This window comes from Nocardioides silvaticus (assembly GCF_003160695.1).
Lineage (GTDB): Bacteria > Actinomycetota > Actinomycetes > Propionibacteriales > Nocardioidaceae > Nocardioides > Nocardioides silvaticus.
In genome coordinates this window covers 253,385-271,025 of record NZ_QGDD01000007.1, presented here as the reverse complement: position 1 = coordinate 271,025, position 17,641 = coordinate 253,385, and the positions used below count along the sequence as shown (strand labels likewise).

The following is a 17,641-nucleotide window of genomic DNA, read 5'->3' as shown; positions in this document are numbered from 1 at the left end:
CCCACAACATCGACCCCGCCAAAACCTACTGGCGCAACACGCAAAGAGCCCCCGGCCGATGGCCGGGAGCTCTCTGACTGACACGCATGTCGCGACTCAGGTGTCACCTATGTCGCGACTCATCACATGGTGGAGCTGAGGGGATTCGAACCCCTGACCTTCTCATTGCGAACGAGACGCGCTACCAACTGCGCCACAGCCCCAAGCGAGGGGAAACGGTAGCACCAGGGCCACCGTCCGCCCGAATCCAGGGTGGCGCCTTCGGACGCTCCGAGGAGCGGCGGGTCAGGCGCCGGAGGCGCGGCGCTGCTCGGCCGCTGCGGACTCGGCGCGCTGCTCGTCGGCCTCGCGGGCGAGGGCGGAGTCGGCAGCGTTGCGGCCGGAGCTCCACACGCCGGTGGAGTCGAGGTCGATGGTGCGGACGGAGCGGCCCGCGGTGGCCTTGGCGACGTACGTCGGCAGCGTCACCGGCACCGGGTCCCACCCGTCGGGGTCGACCGGAGCCTCCTCGGCCACGGCCGGGAACTCCTCGGTGTTGTCCGACGCCTCCACCTGCACCGCGGCATCCTCCTCGGCGATGGCCTCGTCGGCGAGCGTCGTACGACGCTTCCGCACCGGTGCCGCGGCGACGGCCCGTGCCGCGCGCTCCTTGCGCACCATGAGCCGGCAGGCCACGAGCCAGGCCACCAGGAGCGTGGCCGGGATCGCGACCCAGGCCCAACCGAGCCGGCCGCTCGCGGCGACCGCCACGACAGCGAGGTCGAGGGCCAGGAGGGCGGTGAGCACCCGGCGCCGGCGCTGCGCCGCGCGCTTCGCGGCGGCCTTGCGGGCGCGGACCTGGGTGGGGGTCAGCGGAACAGGAGCTGCGGCGGGCTCGGGAGTCGGAGCCTCGGCGGGGTCTTGAGCCGTAAACCTCTCCTTCTTGCCGGCTCTGCTGGCGTTGCCGGACCCGACGACCAGCTCGGCCTTCCCGGCCGCGACCGGCTCGCGCCGGGCGACCACGCGGACCCGGTCGGAGAAGTCGTCGACGGACCGGCTGACCCGGTCGATCTCGTGGTGCTTGAGCGCCTTGGGGATGAGATAGGCGGCCCAGGCGACCGCCAGGGCGACGAAGATCAACGCGCTCAGGTCCACACCCGGCAGGCTAGGCGGGTTAGCGCACTTCGGGACGTATGTCTATCGGTGTGTCACAGAATGACCTGTGTGACTGGTGTGATCAGTGCGCGTGGTCGCGACAAGGCGTCAGCCATCCGAGGTCGATGCCAGGTAGGACTGGCAGCGGTGCGCGAGTGCGGCCGCCTGTCCGCGGTTCTCGCACTCCGTCTTCTGAAGGATCCGGCTCACGTGGGTCTTGACGGTGTGCAGGGAGAGGAAGAGCTCGCTGGCGATCGCGGCGTTGCTGCACCCTTCGCCGACGAGGCGCAGGATCTCGAGCTCGCGCGCCGTGAGCGCCTCGAGGCGATGGAGATCGGCGGGTGCCTCGGGCGCCGGCCGCGCGGCTGGGGCGAGGTAGCCCTCGACCACGGTGGACAGGACGCTCGCACTCAGGACCGTCTCCCCCTCCGCCGCCGATCGGACGGCAGCAGCGATCCGCTCGTGCGGACTGTTCTTGAGGAGGAAACCGCAGGCGCCCAGGGAGAGCGCCGCCCGCACGTAGTCGTCGAGGTCGAAGGTGGTGAGGACCACGACGTGCGGAGCGGGCGTCGTCCCGGCGGCGAGGCGGCGCAGGACCTCGAGGCCGTCGATGCCCGGCATCCGGATGTCCAGCAGCACGACGTCGACGTCGCCGAGCGCGCAGCGCTGGAGGGCATCCGCACCGTCGGCGGCAGTGCCGACCACCTCGATCCCCGCGTAGGTGGCGAGGATCATCGACAGGCCGTCCCTGACGATCGGCTCGTCGTCGACGACGAGGACACGGATGCTCGTCATCGCGAGGCGTCCCGGACCCGGTCTCGCGCGTCCTGCGCGGGAAGGCACACGCGGAGGACGTGGGCCCCGGCGGTCTCCGCCACCTCGACGGTGCCACCGGTCTCGGCCACGCGCTCGCGGAGCCCGACCAGCCCGAGACCCTCCGGCCGGGGGCCGGCCGACGTCCGGTCCGGCGTGACAGCGGGTACGACGTCCGGCCCGCCCGCCGCGCCGGTGCGGATCTCGATCTCGACCACGTCGTCCTGCCAGCCGACCTCGACCGAGACCGGGGAGCCGGGCCGGTGCCGACGGGCGTTCGAGAGACCCTCCTGGACCGCCCGGTAGGCGCACAGGCTGGCCGGTAGGCCCAGCTGCGCCTTCGGCCCGCGCTGGTCGTAGGCGACGCGCATGCCGGCAGCCCGCGCCTCCTCGACCAGCGTGTCGACGTCGTCGAGCTGCCGCACCGGCGAGGTCGGCAAGGGATCGTCCTCGGCCCGGAGGACGCTCAGCATCTCGCGCATCTCCTCGCTCGCGCGCCGGCCCGCGGCCGCCATGGCGTCGGCCTGGGTGGCCGCCCAGCCCGGCAGCTCCGCCGAGCGGGCGCGCATCGTCTCGGCGTTGACCACGAGCAGGGTCACCGAGTGGGCGACCAGGTCGTGCATCTCCCTGGCGATGCGGGCCCGCTCCCGGGCCGACGCCTCGCGCTCGGCGAGCAGACGTCGCTGCCGCTCCAGGTCGTACAGCTGGCTGCTCACCTCGGCCTGGTCGCGTTGCGCCTTCAAGGTGGAGCCGGCGAGCAGGGCCATCGCCATCGACAGAACTCCGGCCAGCACGTCCGTCCCGCCCTGCCACTGCGGGTCGGCGGTGAGCCGGTTGACGATCACGCCGGCGACTGTGACCGCGCCGATCACACCGGCGGTCCAGAGCACCGCACGACGGCTCGCGAGGGCGCCGGTCGTGAACAGGCACACGACGACCGGCGCGAGGTCGAGGAACGAGAGCTCGACCTCGGTGGCCGAGGCCGTGAGCTCGACGGCTCCGACCGCTGCGAACGTCGCGATCGTCGCGACGACGGGCCGGAGGATCATGGCCGCGGCTGTCACGAGGCTGACCGCGGCCCAGATGCTGATGAGGACCCACGCCCGGCGGTCGGCGTCCACCGACCCCTGGTCGAGCAGGGCCGGGAGCACGGACGCCAGGGCCAGGGCAGGGCCGTGCCAGGTCCGCAGGCCCGGCGTCGCTCTCACCACAGGATCACGATAGGACGAGCCTGACCCCCGACAATCACTCCTTGGAGTGACTCTCCGGCCCGCACATGGCCCCTTGGGGCGACGCGGGAGAAGGGTCGGCTCGGCTGCGATGGACCCATGATCGCCACGTTCCGTTCCACCACCCGACGACGCCCGGTCCTCGTGGTCGCCGCCTGGGTGCTGGCCGCCCTCGCCTCCGTCGTCGCGGCCACCGCGTTCCCGACGACGGAGACCGACGAGGACCTCGCCTTCCTCCCCGAGGACAGCGCGAGCGCGGAGTACCTCGCACAGCACCTGCGCGACCGACGTACCGACCCTCCCGCCGAGACCGCCACGCTGGCCGTCCCGACGCCCGATGGGGCGGAGGCCGCCCTGCCGGAGGTCGAGCGCCTGGCCCAGCTCCTCCGCTCCGACGCCGAGGGATCGAGGATGGCCGTCGACGACCCCGTGGTGTCGCCCGACTCAGGGCTGGTGGTGCTGGACGTGGAGCTGCGGGTCGACGAGGACGAGCTCGTCGACGCGGTGACCCGGCTGCGCGAGCTGTGCGAGGAGTGGCAGACCACCAGCGGCCTCACGGCGTACGTGACCGGGGAAGGCGGCGTCGACGCCGACCTGGACGCCGGCGACGTCGACCTGTGGCTGCTCGTGTGCAGCGTCGTCGTGGTGGCGGTCATCCTCGGCCTCGTCTACCGCAGCCCGACCCTGTGGCTGCTCCCGGTCGCGACCGGGGTCGTCGCGGTGCTCGTGGCCCGCGGACTTGTCCTCCTCCTGCCCCACCTCTCGGTCACCGTCACCGAGCTCACCGGCTCGATCGGCACCGTGGTCGTCTTCGGGGTCTGCACCGACTACGCCCTGCTGCTGCTCAACCGCCTGCGGCGGTCCCCGTCGTCGCACGATCGGGGGGAAGCGGTCGCGGCCGCCTACCGGGAGGTGCGGCAGCCCGTGCTGGTCAGCGCCGCGACCATCGTCCTGGCCGTCCTCGCCCTGTCCTTCTCCCCGATCCCCGGGATCTCTGGGCTCGGTCCGGCACTGGCCGTCGGCGTCGCGTGCGCCGCTGCCGCGAGCCTCACCCTGCTGCCGGCGCTCCTCGACCTGACCGGGCGCCGGGTGCGACCCGCGACCGGGCCCGGCGCCTGGGACCGGGCGGCCGCGACGGTCCTGCGCCGCCCCTGGGTGGCGCTGGGTGGCGCCGCCGTCGTGCTGGTCTGCCTGGGGGCGGCGGCGTTCTCCTGGAGCTCCTCCGCCGACCCGCTCGTCAACATCGACGACAGCGCGGACAGCAAGCGCGGTGCCCTCCTGGTGCGCGAGCACTTCGGTGCCTCCGCCACCTCGCCGCTGATGGTGTCCTTCTCCGCGGCCGCGCCCCGCGACGCCGTCGCCGACCTGTCCGACGCCACCGAGAGCCAAGGCCTCGCCACCGGCGTGCTCGGGACGGAGCAGGTCGGGGACCGGACCGAGGTCGCGCTCGTCCTCGCGACCGATCCCTACTCCCGGTCCTGGGCGGACGCGGCGGAGCAGGTGCGGACGATCGCGACCGGGATCGATCCGGGCGCGCTCGTCGGCGGAGCTGCGGCAGAGGCGCTCGACCGCGAGGAGGCCGTGCAGTCGCAGCTGCTCCACCACGCCCCCGTGGTCCTGGCTGCCCTGCTCGTGGCGCTGTGGGTGTGGCTCCGTTCGCTGCAGGCATCGCTCGTCGTCATCGCCAGCGGCTGCCTCGCCTGCCTCGCCGCCGTCGGGGCGTCGGTCGCCGCGCCGACGTCCCTCACGGGGTCGGCGCAGTCCTCGGCGGAGGTGCTGCTCTTCGGCCTGCTCTTCCTGACCGCCTTCGGCGTCGACTACCTGGTCTTCCTCGTCGACGGCATCCGCCGGGCGCCCGCAGGAACGCGCCGCCGTCGGGTCGCCGCCGGGCTCGCCTCGACCGGCCCGGTCATCACCTCCGCCGGCGTGGTCCTCGCCGCGACGTTCGCCGTGCTGCTGCTCGTCCCCGAGACCAACGTGCGGCAGGTCGGCCTGCTGGTGGCGGCCGGGGTGCTCATCGACACCCTGGTGGTCCGCACCCTGCTCGTGCCGCACCTGCTGGCACGGACGGGCGGGAGGTGGGCATGACCCGGCCCTGGCGCATCGCCATCGCGTGGACGGTGCTGTACCCGCTGCCACCGCTGCCCGTCGCCCCCGCGCTCGGGTACCTCACCGCGATCCTGCTCGGCCCGCCCTACACCCTCGGCGTCGACGCGCACGGCTGGCCGCGCATCGGAGAGGTCACCCCCGGCTTCGTCGCGGTCACGCTCGGCGTGCCCTGGTTGCTCACGTCGGCCCTCGCCTTCGCGATCGCCGCGTGGCTCGGCAGGCGACGAGCAGCCTGACGCCGACGCCGGAGACCGTCAGGACGGTGCTGCGGACGCGTCGCCGCCCGACTCCTCCAGTCGGGCGAGCAGCCCCCGCGGCGCCTCCTCGCGGGTGACCGCGAAGATCCGGTGGTCGCGCCAGTCGCCGTCGATGTGCAGGAACCGCGGCGCGTAGCCGACCTCGCGGATCCCGAGCTTCTCCACGACCCGCAGGGAGTTGGTGTTCTCCGGCCGGATGCAGATCTCGAGCCGGTGCAGCCGGGCGGTGAAGAAGCAGTGGTCGACGGCCATCGCGACCGCCCGCGGCATCACGCCGCGACCCGCGAACTGCTGGTCGATCCAGTAGCCGACCGACGCGAACTGCGCCGACCCGCGCACGATGTTGTTGATGCTGACCTGTCCGGCGAAGCGGCCGTCGACCTCGATGACGAAGGGGTACGTCGTCCCGCGCCGTGCGGCTCGGGACAGCCGCCGGACCAGGGTCTTGAACGTCGTCGGCCGCGCGTCACCGCCCGGCGGGACGGTCGCGTCCCACGGGCTCAGCCAGGCCGCGTTGCGGCGGCGGGCGTCCCGCCAGGCGTGGGCGTCCCTACGCCGCAGCGGGCGCAGCGTGACGACCGGGTCGGTGCCCGACATCAGCACGTTGGGCCAGGCGCGGCCGGGGACCGAGGTGATCATCCGCTCCCGCCCGAGCCGGTCGATGCGCTGGTCCGGCCTCAATGGTCGCTCCCGACGACCTGCTCGACGGCGTGCACGAGCACCGGTCGGAGCACGTCGAGAGCGTCCTTCACGCCACCGCGCGAGCCGGGCAGGTTGACCACCAGGCACTGCCCCGCGACCCCCGCCAGCCCGCGCGAGAGGGCGGCCGTCGGCACGCCCTTCGCGATCCCAGCGGCGCGGATCGCCTCGGCCAGGCCCGGCACCTCGCGGTCGAGCAGCGGCCGGGTGACCTCGGGCGTCCGGTCGGTCGGCGTGAGCCCGGTGCCGCCGGTCGTCAGCACCACCCGCGCACCGCCGCGCACGGCCAGCTCGATGGCGGCGCCGACCGGTTCGCCGTCGGGCCGCACCACGGGTTCGTCGACGTCGAAACCGAGCTCGCGCAGGGCCGCCACGATGAGCGGGCCGGTCGTGTCCTCGTAGACCCCGGCCGCAGCGCGGTTGGAGGCGACCACGACGGAGGCCTTCATCGAGTCCAGTCCCCGGACTTGCCGCCGCTCTTGGCCTCGACGCGGACGTCGCTGATGACCGCACCCTTGTCGACCGCCTTCACCATGTCGACGATGGTCAGCGCCGCGACCGAGACCGCGGTGAGTGCCTCCATCTCCACGCCGGTGCGGTCGGCGGTCTTCACGATCGCGACGATCTCGACGGCGTCGTCGGCGACCGTCAGGTCCACGGTGACGCCGGAGATGGCGAGAGGGTGGCAGAGCGGGACCAGCTCGGGCGTGCGCTTCGCGCCCATGATCCCGGCGATCCGGGCCACGGCCAGGGCGTCGCCCTTCGGCATTCCCTCACCCCGCAGCAGCGCGATGACCGCGGGTGAGACCAGGACGCGGCCCGACGCCGTCGCCTGCCGGGCCGTCACCGCCTTCTCCGACACGTCGACCATCCGGGCAGCACCGGACTCGTCGACATGGGTCAGGCCGAGCCCTTGGTCCGTCATGCGGCCATGATCGCACCGACCGCGCGGGTCGTCATTGCCACCGTGGCCTCTGGACCGCGCTGGCGATGACGACCCGGTCAGCCGAGGGGCAGGATCTCGACCTCACTGCCTGCGGGCAGCGCCGCGGCGCCGGGCGGCACCACCAGCAGCACGTCGGCACTGGCCAGCAGCCGCTGGGAGTGGCCGACGTGGCCCGGCAGCTGGGCGACCCGGCCGGGCCCGACGTAGCGCGCGGGCAGGAGCACGGTCCGGTCCGACGAGACGGCGACCGGGGCGTCGAGGGCCGCACGTGCCGAGGCGCGGCGGGCAACACCGCCGAGCGAGCGGAGGGCCGGCTCGACGAACAGCCGGAAGGACGAGTACGCCGCGACCGGCGTGCCCGGCAGGCACACCACCGGCACCCGGCGCCCTCCGGACGCGGTCACGACGCCGCAGCCCTGGGGCCGGCCGGGCTTCACCGCCACGGACCCGAACCAGAACGCGTCGCGGTCGCGCAGCGCCGCCTTCACGACGTCGTGGTCGCCGGCGGAGACGCCGCCCGTGGTGACGACCAGGTCCGCCGACTCCGCGGCCTCTGCGAGCCGCGCGACGAGGCGGGCAGGATCATCGGGGACCGGCCCGAACGAGCGGACGACGGAGCCGAGGGGGGCCGCGGCGGCGGCGATCGCGACGGTGTTGCTGTCGGGCACCTGGCCGGAGGTGAGCTCCTCGCCCGTCGCCAGCACCGCCACCCGCGGTGCCGGGTGCACGGCTGCCGACTCCACGCCGACCGCAACGAGCAGCGCCAGGTGCTGCGGCGCCAGGCGCGTCCCCGCCGGCACGGCGACCGCACCCGCCACCAGGTCCTCGCCGGCCCGCCGGATGTTCTGCGCGGACGCGACCCTGCGATCGATCCGCACCTGCTCGACACCGCGGTCGGTCCACTCGAACGGCACGACGACGTCGGCTCCCGCGGGAGCCGGAGCACCCGTCATGATCCGCCGGGCGGTGCCTGCGTCGAGCGCCGGCTGCTCTGCATCGCCGGCGGCGACGACCCCGGCGACGGGGAGCACGACCGGCTCCGTCGCGACATCGGCCGCACGCACCGCGTACCCGTCCATCGCGGCGTGGTCGAACGCCGGCAGGTCAACGGCGGCCACGACATCAGCCGCGGTCACCAGGCCGACGGCATCGGCCACCGGCACGGTCACCGCAGGCAACGGCGCGGTCAGGCCGAGGATCCGGTCGCGGTGCGCCTCGACCGAGTCCAACCGGTCAGCCCTCGTCGCCGGAGAGCACCTCGCCGGCCGAGACCCGCTGGGCGGTGGCGGCCTCGAGCTCGACGTCGCCGACGATCTCGACACCGTGGCCGAACGTCCAGTCGCCCTCGATCTTGAGCGAGGTGGCCTTCGTCATCGACGGCGCGCCCTCCGGGAACCGCTTGTCGAACTCGCCGACCAGCTTGTAGTGGGTGGGGTCGAGCTCGACGTACGGCACCTCGGGAGCGACGAGGTCGAGGACGAAGTCCGGGCCGATCGCGTAGACGTCGGAGCGCAGGACGAGCAGGTCGTTGGTCGTCTTCACCGGCACGAACCGGTCGCGGCCGACCTCGATCAGCGCCGCGCCCTCGAAGACCTCGATCGCCGCACCCATCGCGGTCTCGATCTGGATCACCTCCGGCGTGCTGGGGTCGCCGGGGTCGAGGGTCTTCTTGTTGCGGATCATCGGCAGGCCGAGCACGCCGTCGCGCTGGTCGAGGGTGTCGCGCAGGGCACGCAGGTCGATCCAGAGGTTGTTGGTCGAGGTGAAGCGGTGCCGCTCGAGGTCCGCCAGCGCCTCGAGGTCCTCCTTGGCGGTCTGCGCGGTCTCGCGCAGCACCAGCCGGCCGTCGGCCTTGCGGCGGGCGAAGTGGCCGCCCTTCTTGTCCGAGGGAGTACGACGGACCGCCTCGATCGCGAACGGAGCACCGCTCTGCGCGAACCAGCCCGCCACCTCCGGCGCCGGCACCGCACCGAGGTTGTCGGAGTTCGAGATGAACACGTAGTGGTAGCCCTGCCCGATGAGCTGCTCGAGCAGGCCGGTGCCACGCAGGGCGGTGTAGACGTCGCCGTGACCCGGCGGACACCACTCGAGGTCGGGGTCCTTCGGGTAGGACGCCGGCGTCAGGTCCTTGGCGAGGAGCTTGGGCTCCTTGTTCTGCAGGAACTCCAGCGGCAGGCCCTCGACCGGCAGCGTGTCGTAGCGCGCGAGCGCCTCGAGCGTGTCGGCGGAGGTGCGGAAGCTGTTCATGAAGAGCAGGGGCAGCGGCGCGTCGTACTTCTCGCGGAGGTGGAGCACCTGCCGGGCGATGATGTCGAGGAACGACAGACCACGGCGCACGCAGAGCAGCGACTTGGCGCGGTCCATGCCCATCGACGTGCCGAGGCCGCCGTTGAGCTTGATGATGGCGGTCCTGCGCAGCGCGTCGGCAGCGACGTCCGCAGGCACGTCGACGTCGGCCAGGGCCTCCATGTCGATGGGCTCGATGCTCGACTCGGCGATCAGGCCGGTCTCACCGTGCTCCAACAAGCGGTAGTAGTGCGCGAACGTCTCGATCGCGACCGGGTCGACACCCGCGTCGACCATCTTCGCGCGTGCCATCTCCAAACCGGCGCTGCCCATGCCTCCGATCGTAGGCTGGTCCGGTGGTGAGTGAGCAATCGATGCCGGAACCGGACGGACCGAGGGGCCTCGCCAAGCTCGCGCTCCGCGACCAGCTGCTCACCGCGCGCCGCCGCCGGAGCCTCGACGAGGTGGGCGAGGCGGCCCGCGCGATCGCCGAGCACCTGCTCGGGTCGACGGAGGTACGGCGCGCCGCGACGGTCTCCTGCTACGTCTCGGTCGGCAACGAGCCGGGCACGACCGCACTGCTCGACCTGCTGGTCGCCGGGGGCAAGCGCGTGATCCTGCCGGTGCTCCTCCCCGACAACGACCTCGACTGGGGCGTCTACCACGGCGACACCGCTCTCGCCCCCGCCGGGCGCGGCCTGCTCGAGCCGGTGGGCACGCGCCTGGGCGCCGACGCGGTCGCGACCGCCGACGCCGTGCTCCTCCCCGGCCTGGCCGTCTCCCCCACCGGCGACCGCCTCGGCCGCGGTGGCGGCTCCTACGACCGCGCCCTCGCCCGGGTCCCGGTCGGCACCTTCACCTGCGTCCTGCTCTACTCCGACGAGACCGGCAAGCCGGTGCCGACCGAGCCGCACGACCGACCGGTCGCTGCTGCGGTCACGCCGGAGGGGATCGTCCGGTTCTGACCTCTCGGTCGTCGAGCAGCTCGGTCGTCGAGCAACGCGGTCGTCGAGTAGGAGCGAGCGCAGCGAGCGACGTATCGAGACGCAGCAAGCCGACCGCGGCCGCAGGGTCGTCAGCCGGGTGCCGGCGTCTCGATACGCCCTCGCCTGGCGGCTCGGGCTACTCGACGACCGAGGCGGTCTCCCTACGCCCTCGCCTGGCGGCTCGGGCTACTCGACGACCGAGCACTGCCGGCGGCTCGGGCTACTCGACGACCGAGCACTGCCGGCGGCTCGGGCCACTCGACGACCAAGGCCTACCGCGGCACCAACGTCAGCACGTCCTCCGCGGCCCCCTCGACCGCGCTGGCGGAAAACACCCACGGCAGCGTCTCGCCGCGGACGAACAGCTCGGTCTGGTCGACGTAGTGGGGGTGGAAGGCGTGGCCGGAGACACCGGTGAGGTTGATCCACCGGGCGCCGTCGAGGTCGTCGAGCGGGATCACCATCCGCATCGACGGGGCGGTCTGCACCTGGTAGCCGTCGCGGGCGTCCCACCCGGTGGCGTTGGGGATGGACCCACCGCCCCCGATCTCGTAGCCGCCACGGTTGAAGAGCGCCTCGACCAGGCCGATGCCGGACTCGCCGAGCGTGGAGGAGCGCAGGTCCAGCTCGTGCAGCCGGCCCCAGGTCCACTCGTCGGGCGTCGGTGACTGCAGGGCGGTGAGGTCGTCACGGGCGGCCCGCAGCGCCGCCGCGAGGACGTCGTCGCGGGTCTCCACGGCGTCCTCGGTGCGCTGGTCGTCCCACCACTCGTCGCCGGGGCGGGTCAGCAGGTCGGCGACGACCGCGAACCACCGCTGCCCGCCGTCGGGCTGCAGGTCGCCGGTCAGCTCGTCGTGGAAGGTGCGGGCGAGCAGCTCGCGCCACACCACGTTGTAGTAGGCCGCCGCTGCGCTGTCGGCGTGCTGCTGGAAGTCCCAGTCCTCGAGCAGCTCGCGTCCGTCGGAGAAGTAGCCGCGCGGCAGCTCCACGTCGAGGAGGTACGGCGTCAGCACGGGCGCCATCGGGTTCCGCTCGTCGGTCTGGACCTCGCCCATGTCGTCGACGTCGAGCGTCCCGGGGTCGATGCCGTCCTCGAGCAGGTCGCGGATCCGGTCGGAGCGATAGCCCCGGTCCCAGTCGTCGGTGAGGTGGTAGGGGTAGCCGGCGCTGGCCGGGTCGAGAACCGCCTGGTTGGCGGTGACCACCATCCCGGAGTCGGGATCGAGCACGTTGGGGAGCGCGTCGTACGGCACGTACTCGCCGGTCCAGTCGTTCTCCGACCGCCAACCCGCGACCGGGAGCGACCCGTCGTTGCCGGACTTGCGGATCGGCACCCGGCCGGTCGCCTGGTAGCCGATGTGCCCCTCGGTGTCGGCGTACACGACGTTCTGCCCGGGCGCCGCGAAGTCGCTCAACGCGGCCCGGAAGGAGCGCCAGTCGGTGGCGAGGTTGAGGGCGTAGAGCGCGTCGGCGGTCGGCTGCGGCTCGAGCGCGGTCCAGGCCAGGGCGACGGCCGTGTCCCACCGCTCCCCCACCTCGGGTACGACGCCGCTGGCCCCCGTGTTGCGGATCCGGATGCCGAGCAGGCCGGCCAGGTCCGACAGGAGCGGGCCGTGCCCGGTCGAGCGCACCTGGATCGTGACGTCCTCGCCGCCGCGGACCTCGATCGTCTCCTCGCGGACCCGCAGCGGGCGGCTGCGGCCGTCGTGCTGCCAGCGGTCGTCGCGCACCCGCTCGATGTAGAGGTCGGTGGTGTCCGGGCCGAGGTTGGTGAACCCCCAGGCGATGTCGGCGTTGTGGCCGATCACCACGCCGGGGACGCCGGAGAAGCTGAAGCCGGCAACGTCGAGCGGGCACTCGCTGGTCACCGCGCGGCAGTGGAGGCCGACCTGCGACCACACGCCGGGCAGCGAGATGCCCAGGTGCGGGTCGTTGGCGAGGATCGGGGCGCCGGTCGCGGTGTGGTCGCCCCCGACCACCCAGGCGTTGCTGCCGAGCCCGTCGCCGCGGCCGAGGAGCGCCGGCAGCGCGTCGACCGCCTGCTGCACTCCGGCCAGCGCGGCCTGCACCTCCGGACCGAGCGGTGGGCGGGACGGCAGCCGGGTGCCGGGCGCGGTGGCGTCCTGCTCGTAGACGCCGTCGACGACCGCGCCCTGCTCCACGATCGGCGCGTGCTCGTCGTACGGGTAGGGCGGGAACAGCTGCTGAGCCCGCGCCTCCCCCACTGCCGCGACCGACAGCGCGCGCTGGATCTCCTCGTCGAGGTTGCCCTTGAGGTCCCACGCCATCGCCTTGAGCCAGGCGATCGAGTCGACGGCGGTCCACATCTCGGGGGTGTAGTCGAGACCGGAGACGTCGAGCACGGCGTACTCCAACGACAGGTCCGACAGCGACCGGTCCTCCAGGTAGGCGTTGACGCCCTCCGCGTAGGCGTCGAGCAGCGCTCGCGTGCGCGGCTCGAGCATCGTCAGCTCCTGCTCGGCGACCTGACGCCAGCCGAGGGTGCGCACCACCCGGTCGGTGTCGACGGCGGCCTCGCCGAAGAGCTCGGCCAGCCGGCCCGCCGTGGCGTGGCGGCGGACGTCCATCTCGAAGAACCGGTCCTGGGCGTGCACGAAGCCCTGCGCCAGCACCAGGTCGTGCATCGAGTCGGCGTAGATCTGAGGGATGCCGTGCTCGTCGCGCAGCACTTCGACCTCACCCTCGAGCCCGGGGATCTCGATCTCGCCGTCGGTCTGCGGCCACGACTTGCGGACGATCATGACCGACGCGACGAGGGCGAGGACCAGCAGCAGGACGAGGACCGCGGCGGCGAAGGCGCTCCAGCGGAGGGACGTCGGCCAGTTGCCCGGCCAGAGGCTCGGACGGCGGGTGGCATCGGTCATGGTGCCGACATTGTGCCGGTTGCCCCCGGACTCCCGTACACTTGGCAGTCGATACACGAGAGTGCTAACACTCACTGCGCGATCCCAGTGGAGAACCGATGCCGACCTACCAGTACGCCTGCACCGAGTGCGACCACGCCTTCGAGCAGTTCCAGAGCTTCTCCGACGAAGCCCTGACCGTCTGCCCGGAGTGCTCCGGCAAGCTCCGCAAGCTCTTCAACGCCGTCGGCGTGGTCTTCAAGGGCTCGGGCTTCTACCGCACCGACAGCCGCAGCAGCGGCTCGTCGAGCGAGACCTCGACCAGCACCCCCGCCGCGAGCACGTCCTCGTCCGACTCCTCGAGCTCCTCCAGCTCGTCGAGCGACTCCTCGAGCTCCACCGGCTCGTCGACCTCGACCGCGGCCGCTGCCTCCGCCTGACCTCTCGGTGGTCGAGCAGCCCGAGCGCTCTGCGCAGGGAGTGCCGAGACCTGTGCACAACCGCGCGACGGGGCGCGGTGGGTGGGCCGTTGCTCCTAGCGTCGGGCCATGCCTGCTCGGGAGCACCCTCGTCGCGTCCGCCTGCTCGACCGGCTGACGGCCGTACGACGCGCCGTCCGCCGTCGTCGCCGGCTGCTGGCCGTGCTCTGCGTGGCGGGAGCGGTTGCGGCGGGGCTGCGGGCGACGGCGCCTCCGCCCGCACCCAGCGTCGAGGTGCTGGTCGCCGCGCGGGACCTGCCGGCCGGCGCCGTCCTCGGACCGGGTGACCTGGCGACCGCCGCGCTGCCGCCGGAGGCGAAGCCTGCGGGCGCGCTGACCGATCCGGCCGTGGCGGAGCGCGCGATCCTCGCCGCGCCGGTCCGCGCCGGCGAGCCGGTCACCGACGTGCGGCTCGTCGGACCCGGGCTGGCCGACACCGCGCCGGGCACGGTCGCGGTGCCGGTGCGGCTCTCCGACGCCGCCCAGGCGGGTCTGCTCCGCGTGGGCGACGAGGTCGAGCTGCTGGCCACCGACCCGGAGGCGCGCACCACGACGACGATCGCGAACGAGGCGGTCGTGCTCGCCGTACCCGCGTTGTCGCAGGAGGCGCCGGACGCGCTCACCGGGCGGCTCGTCGTGGTCGGGATCCCCGCCACGATGGTGGATTCGGTCACTGCCGCTGCGGTGACGGCGTTCGTGACGTACGCGTGGACGAACCGCTAGGTTCGAGAACGGTCCCTGCCGGGGGTGGGGAAGTCATCTCGGAGACAGAGGAGAAATGGCATGTCCGGGTTCAAGAACTTCTTGCTCCGCGGCAATCTCGTCGAGATCGCCGTCGGCCTGATCATGGCGCTGTCCTTCGCGGCCGTCGTCGAGACGTTCACGGCGACGCTGATGGGCTTCATCGGCAAGATCGGTGACCAGCCCGACTTCGGCAGTGCCGAGATCGCCGGCGTCAACGTCGGCAACTTCATCAACGCGGTGATCGCGTTCGTGATCCTGTCCGCCGTCGTCTACTTCCTCGTGGTGACGCCCTACACGAAGGCCAAGGAGAAGTTCTTCCCGGTCGACGAGGCGGGCCCCACCGAGGTCGAGCTGCTCATCGAGATCCGGGACGCGCTGGCCAACCGACCCTGACCGGACGCAGCCCCCAGGTGCCTCCTCAGCCGCCGTGGTGAGGGGGCACCTGCGCCTTCAGCCAGCGCTCGCCGGCGGACTCGCCGTCGTCGGCCTTCTCCCCGGGGTCCCGCTCGTCGCGGGTGACCTCCGGGAGCGCGTCGCCGAAGACCTCGGCCCGGCGCTTCCGCTTCTCCCAGTCGCTCGAGCCGTTGGTGGTCGAGCGGGTGGTGGTCGAGCCGTTGGTGGTCGAGCCTGTCGAGACCTCGTCCTTGCTCACGTGCAGAGCCCTGCGCTCTCGCGGGCGTCGTCGGAGAGGCCGCGGTCCTTCTTGCCGCCGCCGCCCGGGGACTGGCTGGGGTCCTGGGTCGCCTCGCCCGAGCTGTCCGATCCCGACGGGTCGTCGGCCGCGGTGATCGCCTGCTCGGCGAACTGCTCGCTCAGCGGCTTGTCGCCGATGACGAGCTTCCAGAGAGCGTTGACCTCCGGCGTCCACTCGACCCGCCCCTCCTGGGCGGTCGAGTAGACCCACGGGGTGGTCAGGAACTTGATGTTGTCGAGCCCGATGCCCTGGAAGCTCTGGCCGAGCTCGGAGAGCTCGCCGATGTTCTTGTAGTCGGTCTGGATCGACTCGGTCACCGCATTGAGGAAGGAGAGCATCCGATCGGGTCGGGCCAGCATGCCGGCCGAGATCGCCTTGTTGATCATGGCCGCCATGAACGCCTGCTGCCGCCGGATCCGCTCGGGGTCGGTGCCGTTGCCCACGTGGCGCACCCGCACGTAGCTGAGCGCCTCGTCGCCCTTGATCTCCCGCGTGCCGGCGTCGAGCGTGATCCCGTGCTCGGTGTCGACGATGTCCTGGGGGATGCACACCTCGACGCCGTCGAGGGCGTTGACCATGTCTTTGAAGCCCTGGAAGTCGATGACGACGTAGTTGTCGATGCGCACGCCGGTGACCTGCTCGAACTGGCGGATGGTGCAGGCGGGCCCGCCGACGGCGTACGCCTCGTTCCAGATGACGTCGTCGGCTCCCGGGATCTCCCCGCCGTCCTCGTCGTAGCAGGTCGGTCGGTCGACGAGGGTGTCGCGCGGCACCGAGATGCCGTAGGCGCGCTTCCGGTCCGCCGAGAGGTGCAGCATGATCGTGGTGTCGGACCGCTCGCCGTCGCCGGTGAGGCCGTCGATGTTGCAGCCCTGGCAGTCACGGCTGTCGGAGCCCATCACCAGGATGTTCATCGGCTCCTTGGGGCCCTCGACCTCCTCCTTCGGCGGCCGGTCGGTCCCGAGCTGGGGGTCGAGGTCCTTGACGTCGAGGTTGGAGTTCCAGTGGTTGTAGGCGAGCACCACGGAGGTCGCCGTACCGATGGCGAGGGCGACCAGCGTCGCGGTGATCACCTTGGCCACGGTGTGCCGCTTGCGCAGCCGCCGCTTGCCGGCGACACCACTGGTGGTGACCGAGCTCGTCGACCGGCGGGCGCGCCATCTCCGGCCGCCCTCGGGGTCGCTCGAGGGCGCGCCCGGGACGTCGGAGTTCTCGCTCATCCCACCATTGTGACGAACCGACGCAACGCTGCCGAATCACGCGGGTAGGTTGTCCCGCCGGGGAGCCAGGCGAGAGGAACCCACGTGACCGAGATCGACCCGACCAAGCCCGTGCTCGTGACGGGGGCGACCGGCTACATCGCCAGCTGGATCGTCCGTTACCTGCTCGAGGACGGCCATGTCGTGCGCGGCACCGTCCGCGACCCTGACAAGCCGACCGGGCTCGAGCACCTGCACGCTCTCGCGGCCGAGCACGAGGGCCGGCTCACCCTGCACCGCGCCGACCTGCTCGACGAGGGGGCGTACGCCGAGGCGATGGCCGGCTGCGAGCTGGTGATCCACACCGCCTCGCCGTTCCTGCTCGGCAAGGTGCGCGACCCGGAGCGGCAGCTGGTGAAGCCCGCGCTCGAGGGCACGCGCAACGTGCTCGGCAGCGTCGACGCGACCCCGTCGGTGAAGCGGGTCGTGCTCACCAGCAGCGTGGTGGCGATCCAGGGCGACAACGTCGACATGGTCGGCCGCGGCCCGTTCACCGAGGCGGACTGGAACACGACCAGCAGCCTCGACCACCAGCCCTACCCCTACTCCAAGACCGTCGCCGAGCAGGCGGCGTGGGAGATCTGCCGTGCCCAGGACCGTTGGGACCTCGTAACGATCCACCCCGGCCTGGTGCTCGGCCCCGCCCTGACGACCGCCAGCAAGTCGGGGTCGATGACGACGATGAAGGCGTTCATCGACGGCAGCCTCGCCGGTGGCGCACCCGACCTGCGGTTCGGCCTGGTCGACGTCCGCGACGTCGCACGGGCCCACCTGCTCGCCGGCTTCACGCCGGAGGCGCACGACCGCTACATCACCAGCGCGGGCAGCACGTCGATGCTCGGGATCGGCCGGATCCTGCGGAAGCGCTTCGGCCACAGCTACCCGTTCCCGGTGCTGAAGATGCCGAAGCCGCTGTTCAAGCTGGTCGCCCCGGTCGCCGGCTACACCCGCGAGTTCGTCGAGAAGAACGTCGGCTACCCGCTGGAGTTCGACAACAGCCGCTCGGTCCGGGAGCTGGGGCTCACCTACCGCGCCATGGAGGACACCATCGCGGACCAGTTCCAGCAGATGATCGACGACGGCATCACCCACCAGCCGCTCGGCCGACGTCGGCGATGACCGCCTCGGCTGTGGTCCACGGG

General features: G+C 72.5%; 18 protein-coding genes and 1 tRNA gene. 7 read left to right on the top strand and 12 right to left on the bottom strand.

The window, feature by feature from the left end; all coding sequences use genetic code 11:
- Window positions 1–127 precede the first annotated feature (127 nt).
- The 4 genes from DJ010_RS16300 to DJ010_RS16285 form a co-directional block, all read right to left on the bottom strand.
- Window positions 128–203: transfer RNA gene (locus DJ010_RS16300), tRNA-Ala, on the bottom strand.
- Between the two features lie 82 nt (window positions 204–285).
- Window positions 286–1,134: a divisome protein SepX/GlpR gene (gene sepX, locus DJ010_RS16295; protein WP_109695638.1), complete on the bottom strand. Its 849-nt coding sequence runs from the start codon at window positions 1,132–1,134 to the stop codon at window positions 286–288.
- Window positions 1,135–1,242: 108 nt separating this feature from the next.
- A complete protein-coding gene (locus tag DJ010_RS16290; RefSeq protein ID WP_109695636.1) occupies window positions 1,243–1,929 on the bottom strand; it encodes a response regulator transcription factor in 687 nt (228 codons plus the stop codon).
- Complete coding sequence (locus DJ010_RS16285; RefSeq protein WP_109695634.1) at window positions 1,926–3,158, bottom strand: sensor histidine kinase; 1,233 nt, start codon at window positions 3,156–3,158, stop codon at window positions 1,926–1,928. The genes DJ010_RS16290 and DJ010_RS16285 overlap by 4 nt, the downstream gene beginning before the upstream one ends.
- Before the next feature lie 117 nt (window positions 3,159–3,275).
- On the opposite strand from DJ010_RS16285, the gene DJ010_RS16280 reads away from it, so the two are divergent.
- Window positions 3,276–5,264: an MMPL family transporter gene (locus DJ010_RS16280; RefSeq protein ID WP_109695632.1), complete on the top strand. Its 1,989-nt coding sequence runs from the start codon at window positions 3,276–3,278 to the stop codon at window positions 5,262–5,264.
- Window positions 5,261–5,521 (top strand): hypothetical protein, encoded by a 261-nt coding sequence (locus DJ010_RS16275; protein ID WP_146207374.1) that lies wholly within the window; start codon window positions 5,261–5,263, stop codon window positions 5,519–5,521. Before DJ010_RS16280 ends, DJ010_RS16275 begins: the two co-directional genes overlap by 4 nt.
- Before the next feature lie 18 nt (window positions 5,522–5,539).
- On the opposite strand, the gene DJ010_RS16270 is transcribed toward DJ010_RS16275, so the two are convergent.
- The 5 genes from DJ010_RS16270 to DJ010_RS16250 form a co-directional block, all read right to left on the bottom strand.
- A complete protein-coding gene (locus DJ010_RS16270; protein WP_342769510.1) occupies window positions 5,540–6,223 on the bottom strand; it encodes a GNAT family N-acetyltransferase in 684 nt (227 codons plus the stop codon).
- Entirely contained in the window at window positions 6,220–6,690 is a 471-nt protein-coding gene (locus DJ010_RS16265; protein ID WP_109695628.1) for a MogA/MoaB family molybdenum cofactor biosynthesis protein, read from the bottom strand. Before DJ010_RS16265 ends, DJ010_RS16270 begins: the two co-directional genes overlap by 4 nt.
- Window positions 6,687–7,166, bottom strand: coding sequence for a cyclic pyranopterin monophosphate synthase MoaC (gene moaC, locus DJ010_RS16260; protein ID WP_109695626.1), 480 nt, complete (start codon window positions 7,164–7,166; stop codon window positions 6,687–6,689). Before moaC ends, DJ010_RS16265 begins: the two co-directional genes overlap by 4 nt.
- A gap of 77 nt (window positions 7,167–7,243) precedes the next feature.
- Window positions 7,244–8,416 (bottom strand): molybdopterin molybdotransferase MoeA, encoded by a 1,173-nt coding sequence (locus DJ010_RS16255; RefSeq protein WP_158283032.1) that lies wholly within the window; start codon window positions 8,414–8,416, stop codon window positions 7,244–7,246.
- 4 nt (window positions 8,417–8,420) lie between these two features.
- Window positions 8,421–9,806, bottom strand: a complete 1,386-nt coding sequence (locus tag DJ010_RS16250) for a UTP--glucose-1-phosphate uridylyltransferase (protein ID WP_109695621.1) — start codon at window positions 9,804–9,806, stop codon at window positions 8,421–8,423.
- 23 nt (window positions 9,807–9,829) lie between these two features.
- On the opposite strand from DJ010_RS16250, the gene DJ010_RS16245 reads away from it, so the two are divergent.
- Window positions 9,830–10,438: a 5-formyltetrahydrofolate cyclo-ligase gene (locus DJ010_RS16245; protein ID WP_245927619.1), complete on the top strand. Its 609-nt coding sequence runs from the start codon at window positions 9,830–9,832 to the stop codon at window positions 10,436–10,438.
- A 293-nt stretch (window positions 10,439–10,731) separates the two neighbouring features.
- On the opposite strand, the gene DJ010_RS16240 is transcribed toward DJ010_RS16245, so the two are convergent.
- Complete coding sequence (locus DJ010_RS16240) at window positions 10,732–13,344, bottom strand: penicillin acylase family protein (RefSeq protein WP_109695617.1); 2,613 nt, start codon at window positions 13,342–13,344, stop codon at window positions 10,732–10,734.
- Window positions 13,345–13,442: 98 nt separating this feature from the next.
- Between DJ010_RS16240 and DJ010_RS16235 the strand changes: the two genes are divergently transcribed.
- The 3 genes from DJ010_RS16235 (at window position 13,443) to DJ010_RS16225 (ending at window position 14,939) form a co-directional block, all read left to right on the top strand.
- The gene (locus tag DJ010_RS16235; RefSeq protein ID WP_109695615.1) at window positions 13,443–13,763 is read left to right on the top strand and encodes an FmdB family zinc ribbon protein; all 321 of its coding nucleotides are present in this window, start codon (window positions 13,443–13,445) and stop codon (window positions 13,761–13,763) included.
- A gap of 108 nt (window positions 13,764–13,871) precedes the next feature.
- Entirely contained in the window at window positions 13,872–14,525 is a 654-nt protein-coding gene (locus DJ010_RS16230) for an SAF domain-containing protein (RefSeq protein ID WP_109695613.1), read from the top strand.
- Between the two features lie 60 nt (window positions 14,526–14,585).
- Window positions 14,586–14,939, top strand: a complete 354-nt coding sequence (locus DJ010_RS16225; RefSeq protein WP_109695611.1) for an MscL family protein — start codon at window positions 14,586–14,588, stop codon at window positions 14,937–14,939.
- A 25-nt stretch (window positions 14,940–14,964) separates the two neighbouring features.
- Here the strand turns inward: DJ010_RS16225 and DJ010_RS16220 are convergent, their stop codons facing one another.
- On the bottom strand, window positions 14,965–15,198 hold the full coding sequence (locus DJ010_RS16220) for a hypothetical protein (RefSeq protein ID WP_109695609.1): 234 nt from the start codon (window positions 15,196–15,198) through the stop codon (window positions 14,965–14,967).
- Entirely contained in the window at window positions 15,195–16,460 is a 1,266-nt protein-coding gene (locus tag DJ010_RS16215) for an LCP family protein (protein ID WP_109695607.1), read from the bottom strand. Before DJ010_RS16215 ends, DJ010_RS16220 begins: the two co-directional genes overlap by 4 nt.
- Window positions 16,461–16,544: 84 nt before the next feature.
- Between DJ010_RS16215 and DJ010_RS16210 the strand changes: the two genes are divergently transcribed.
- Window positions 16,545–17,618, top strand: a complete 1,074-nt coding sequence (locus DJ010_RS16210; RefSeq protein ID WP_211318830.1) for an SDR family oxidoreductase — start codon at window positions 16,545–16,547, stop codon at window positions 17,616–17,618.
- Window positions 17,619–17,641: the final 23 nt, after the last annotated feature.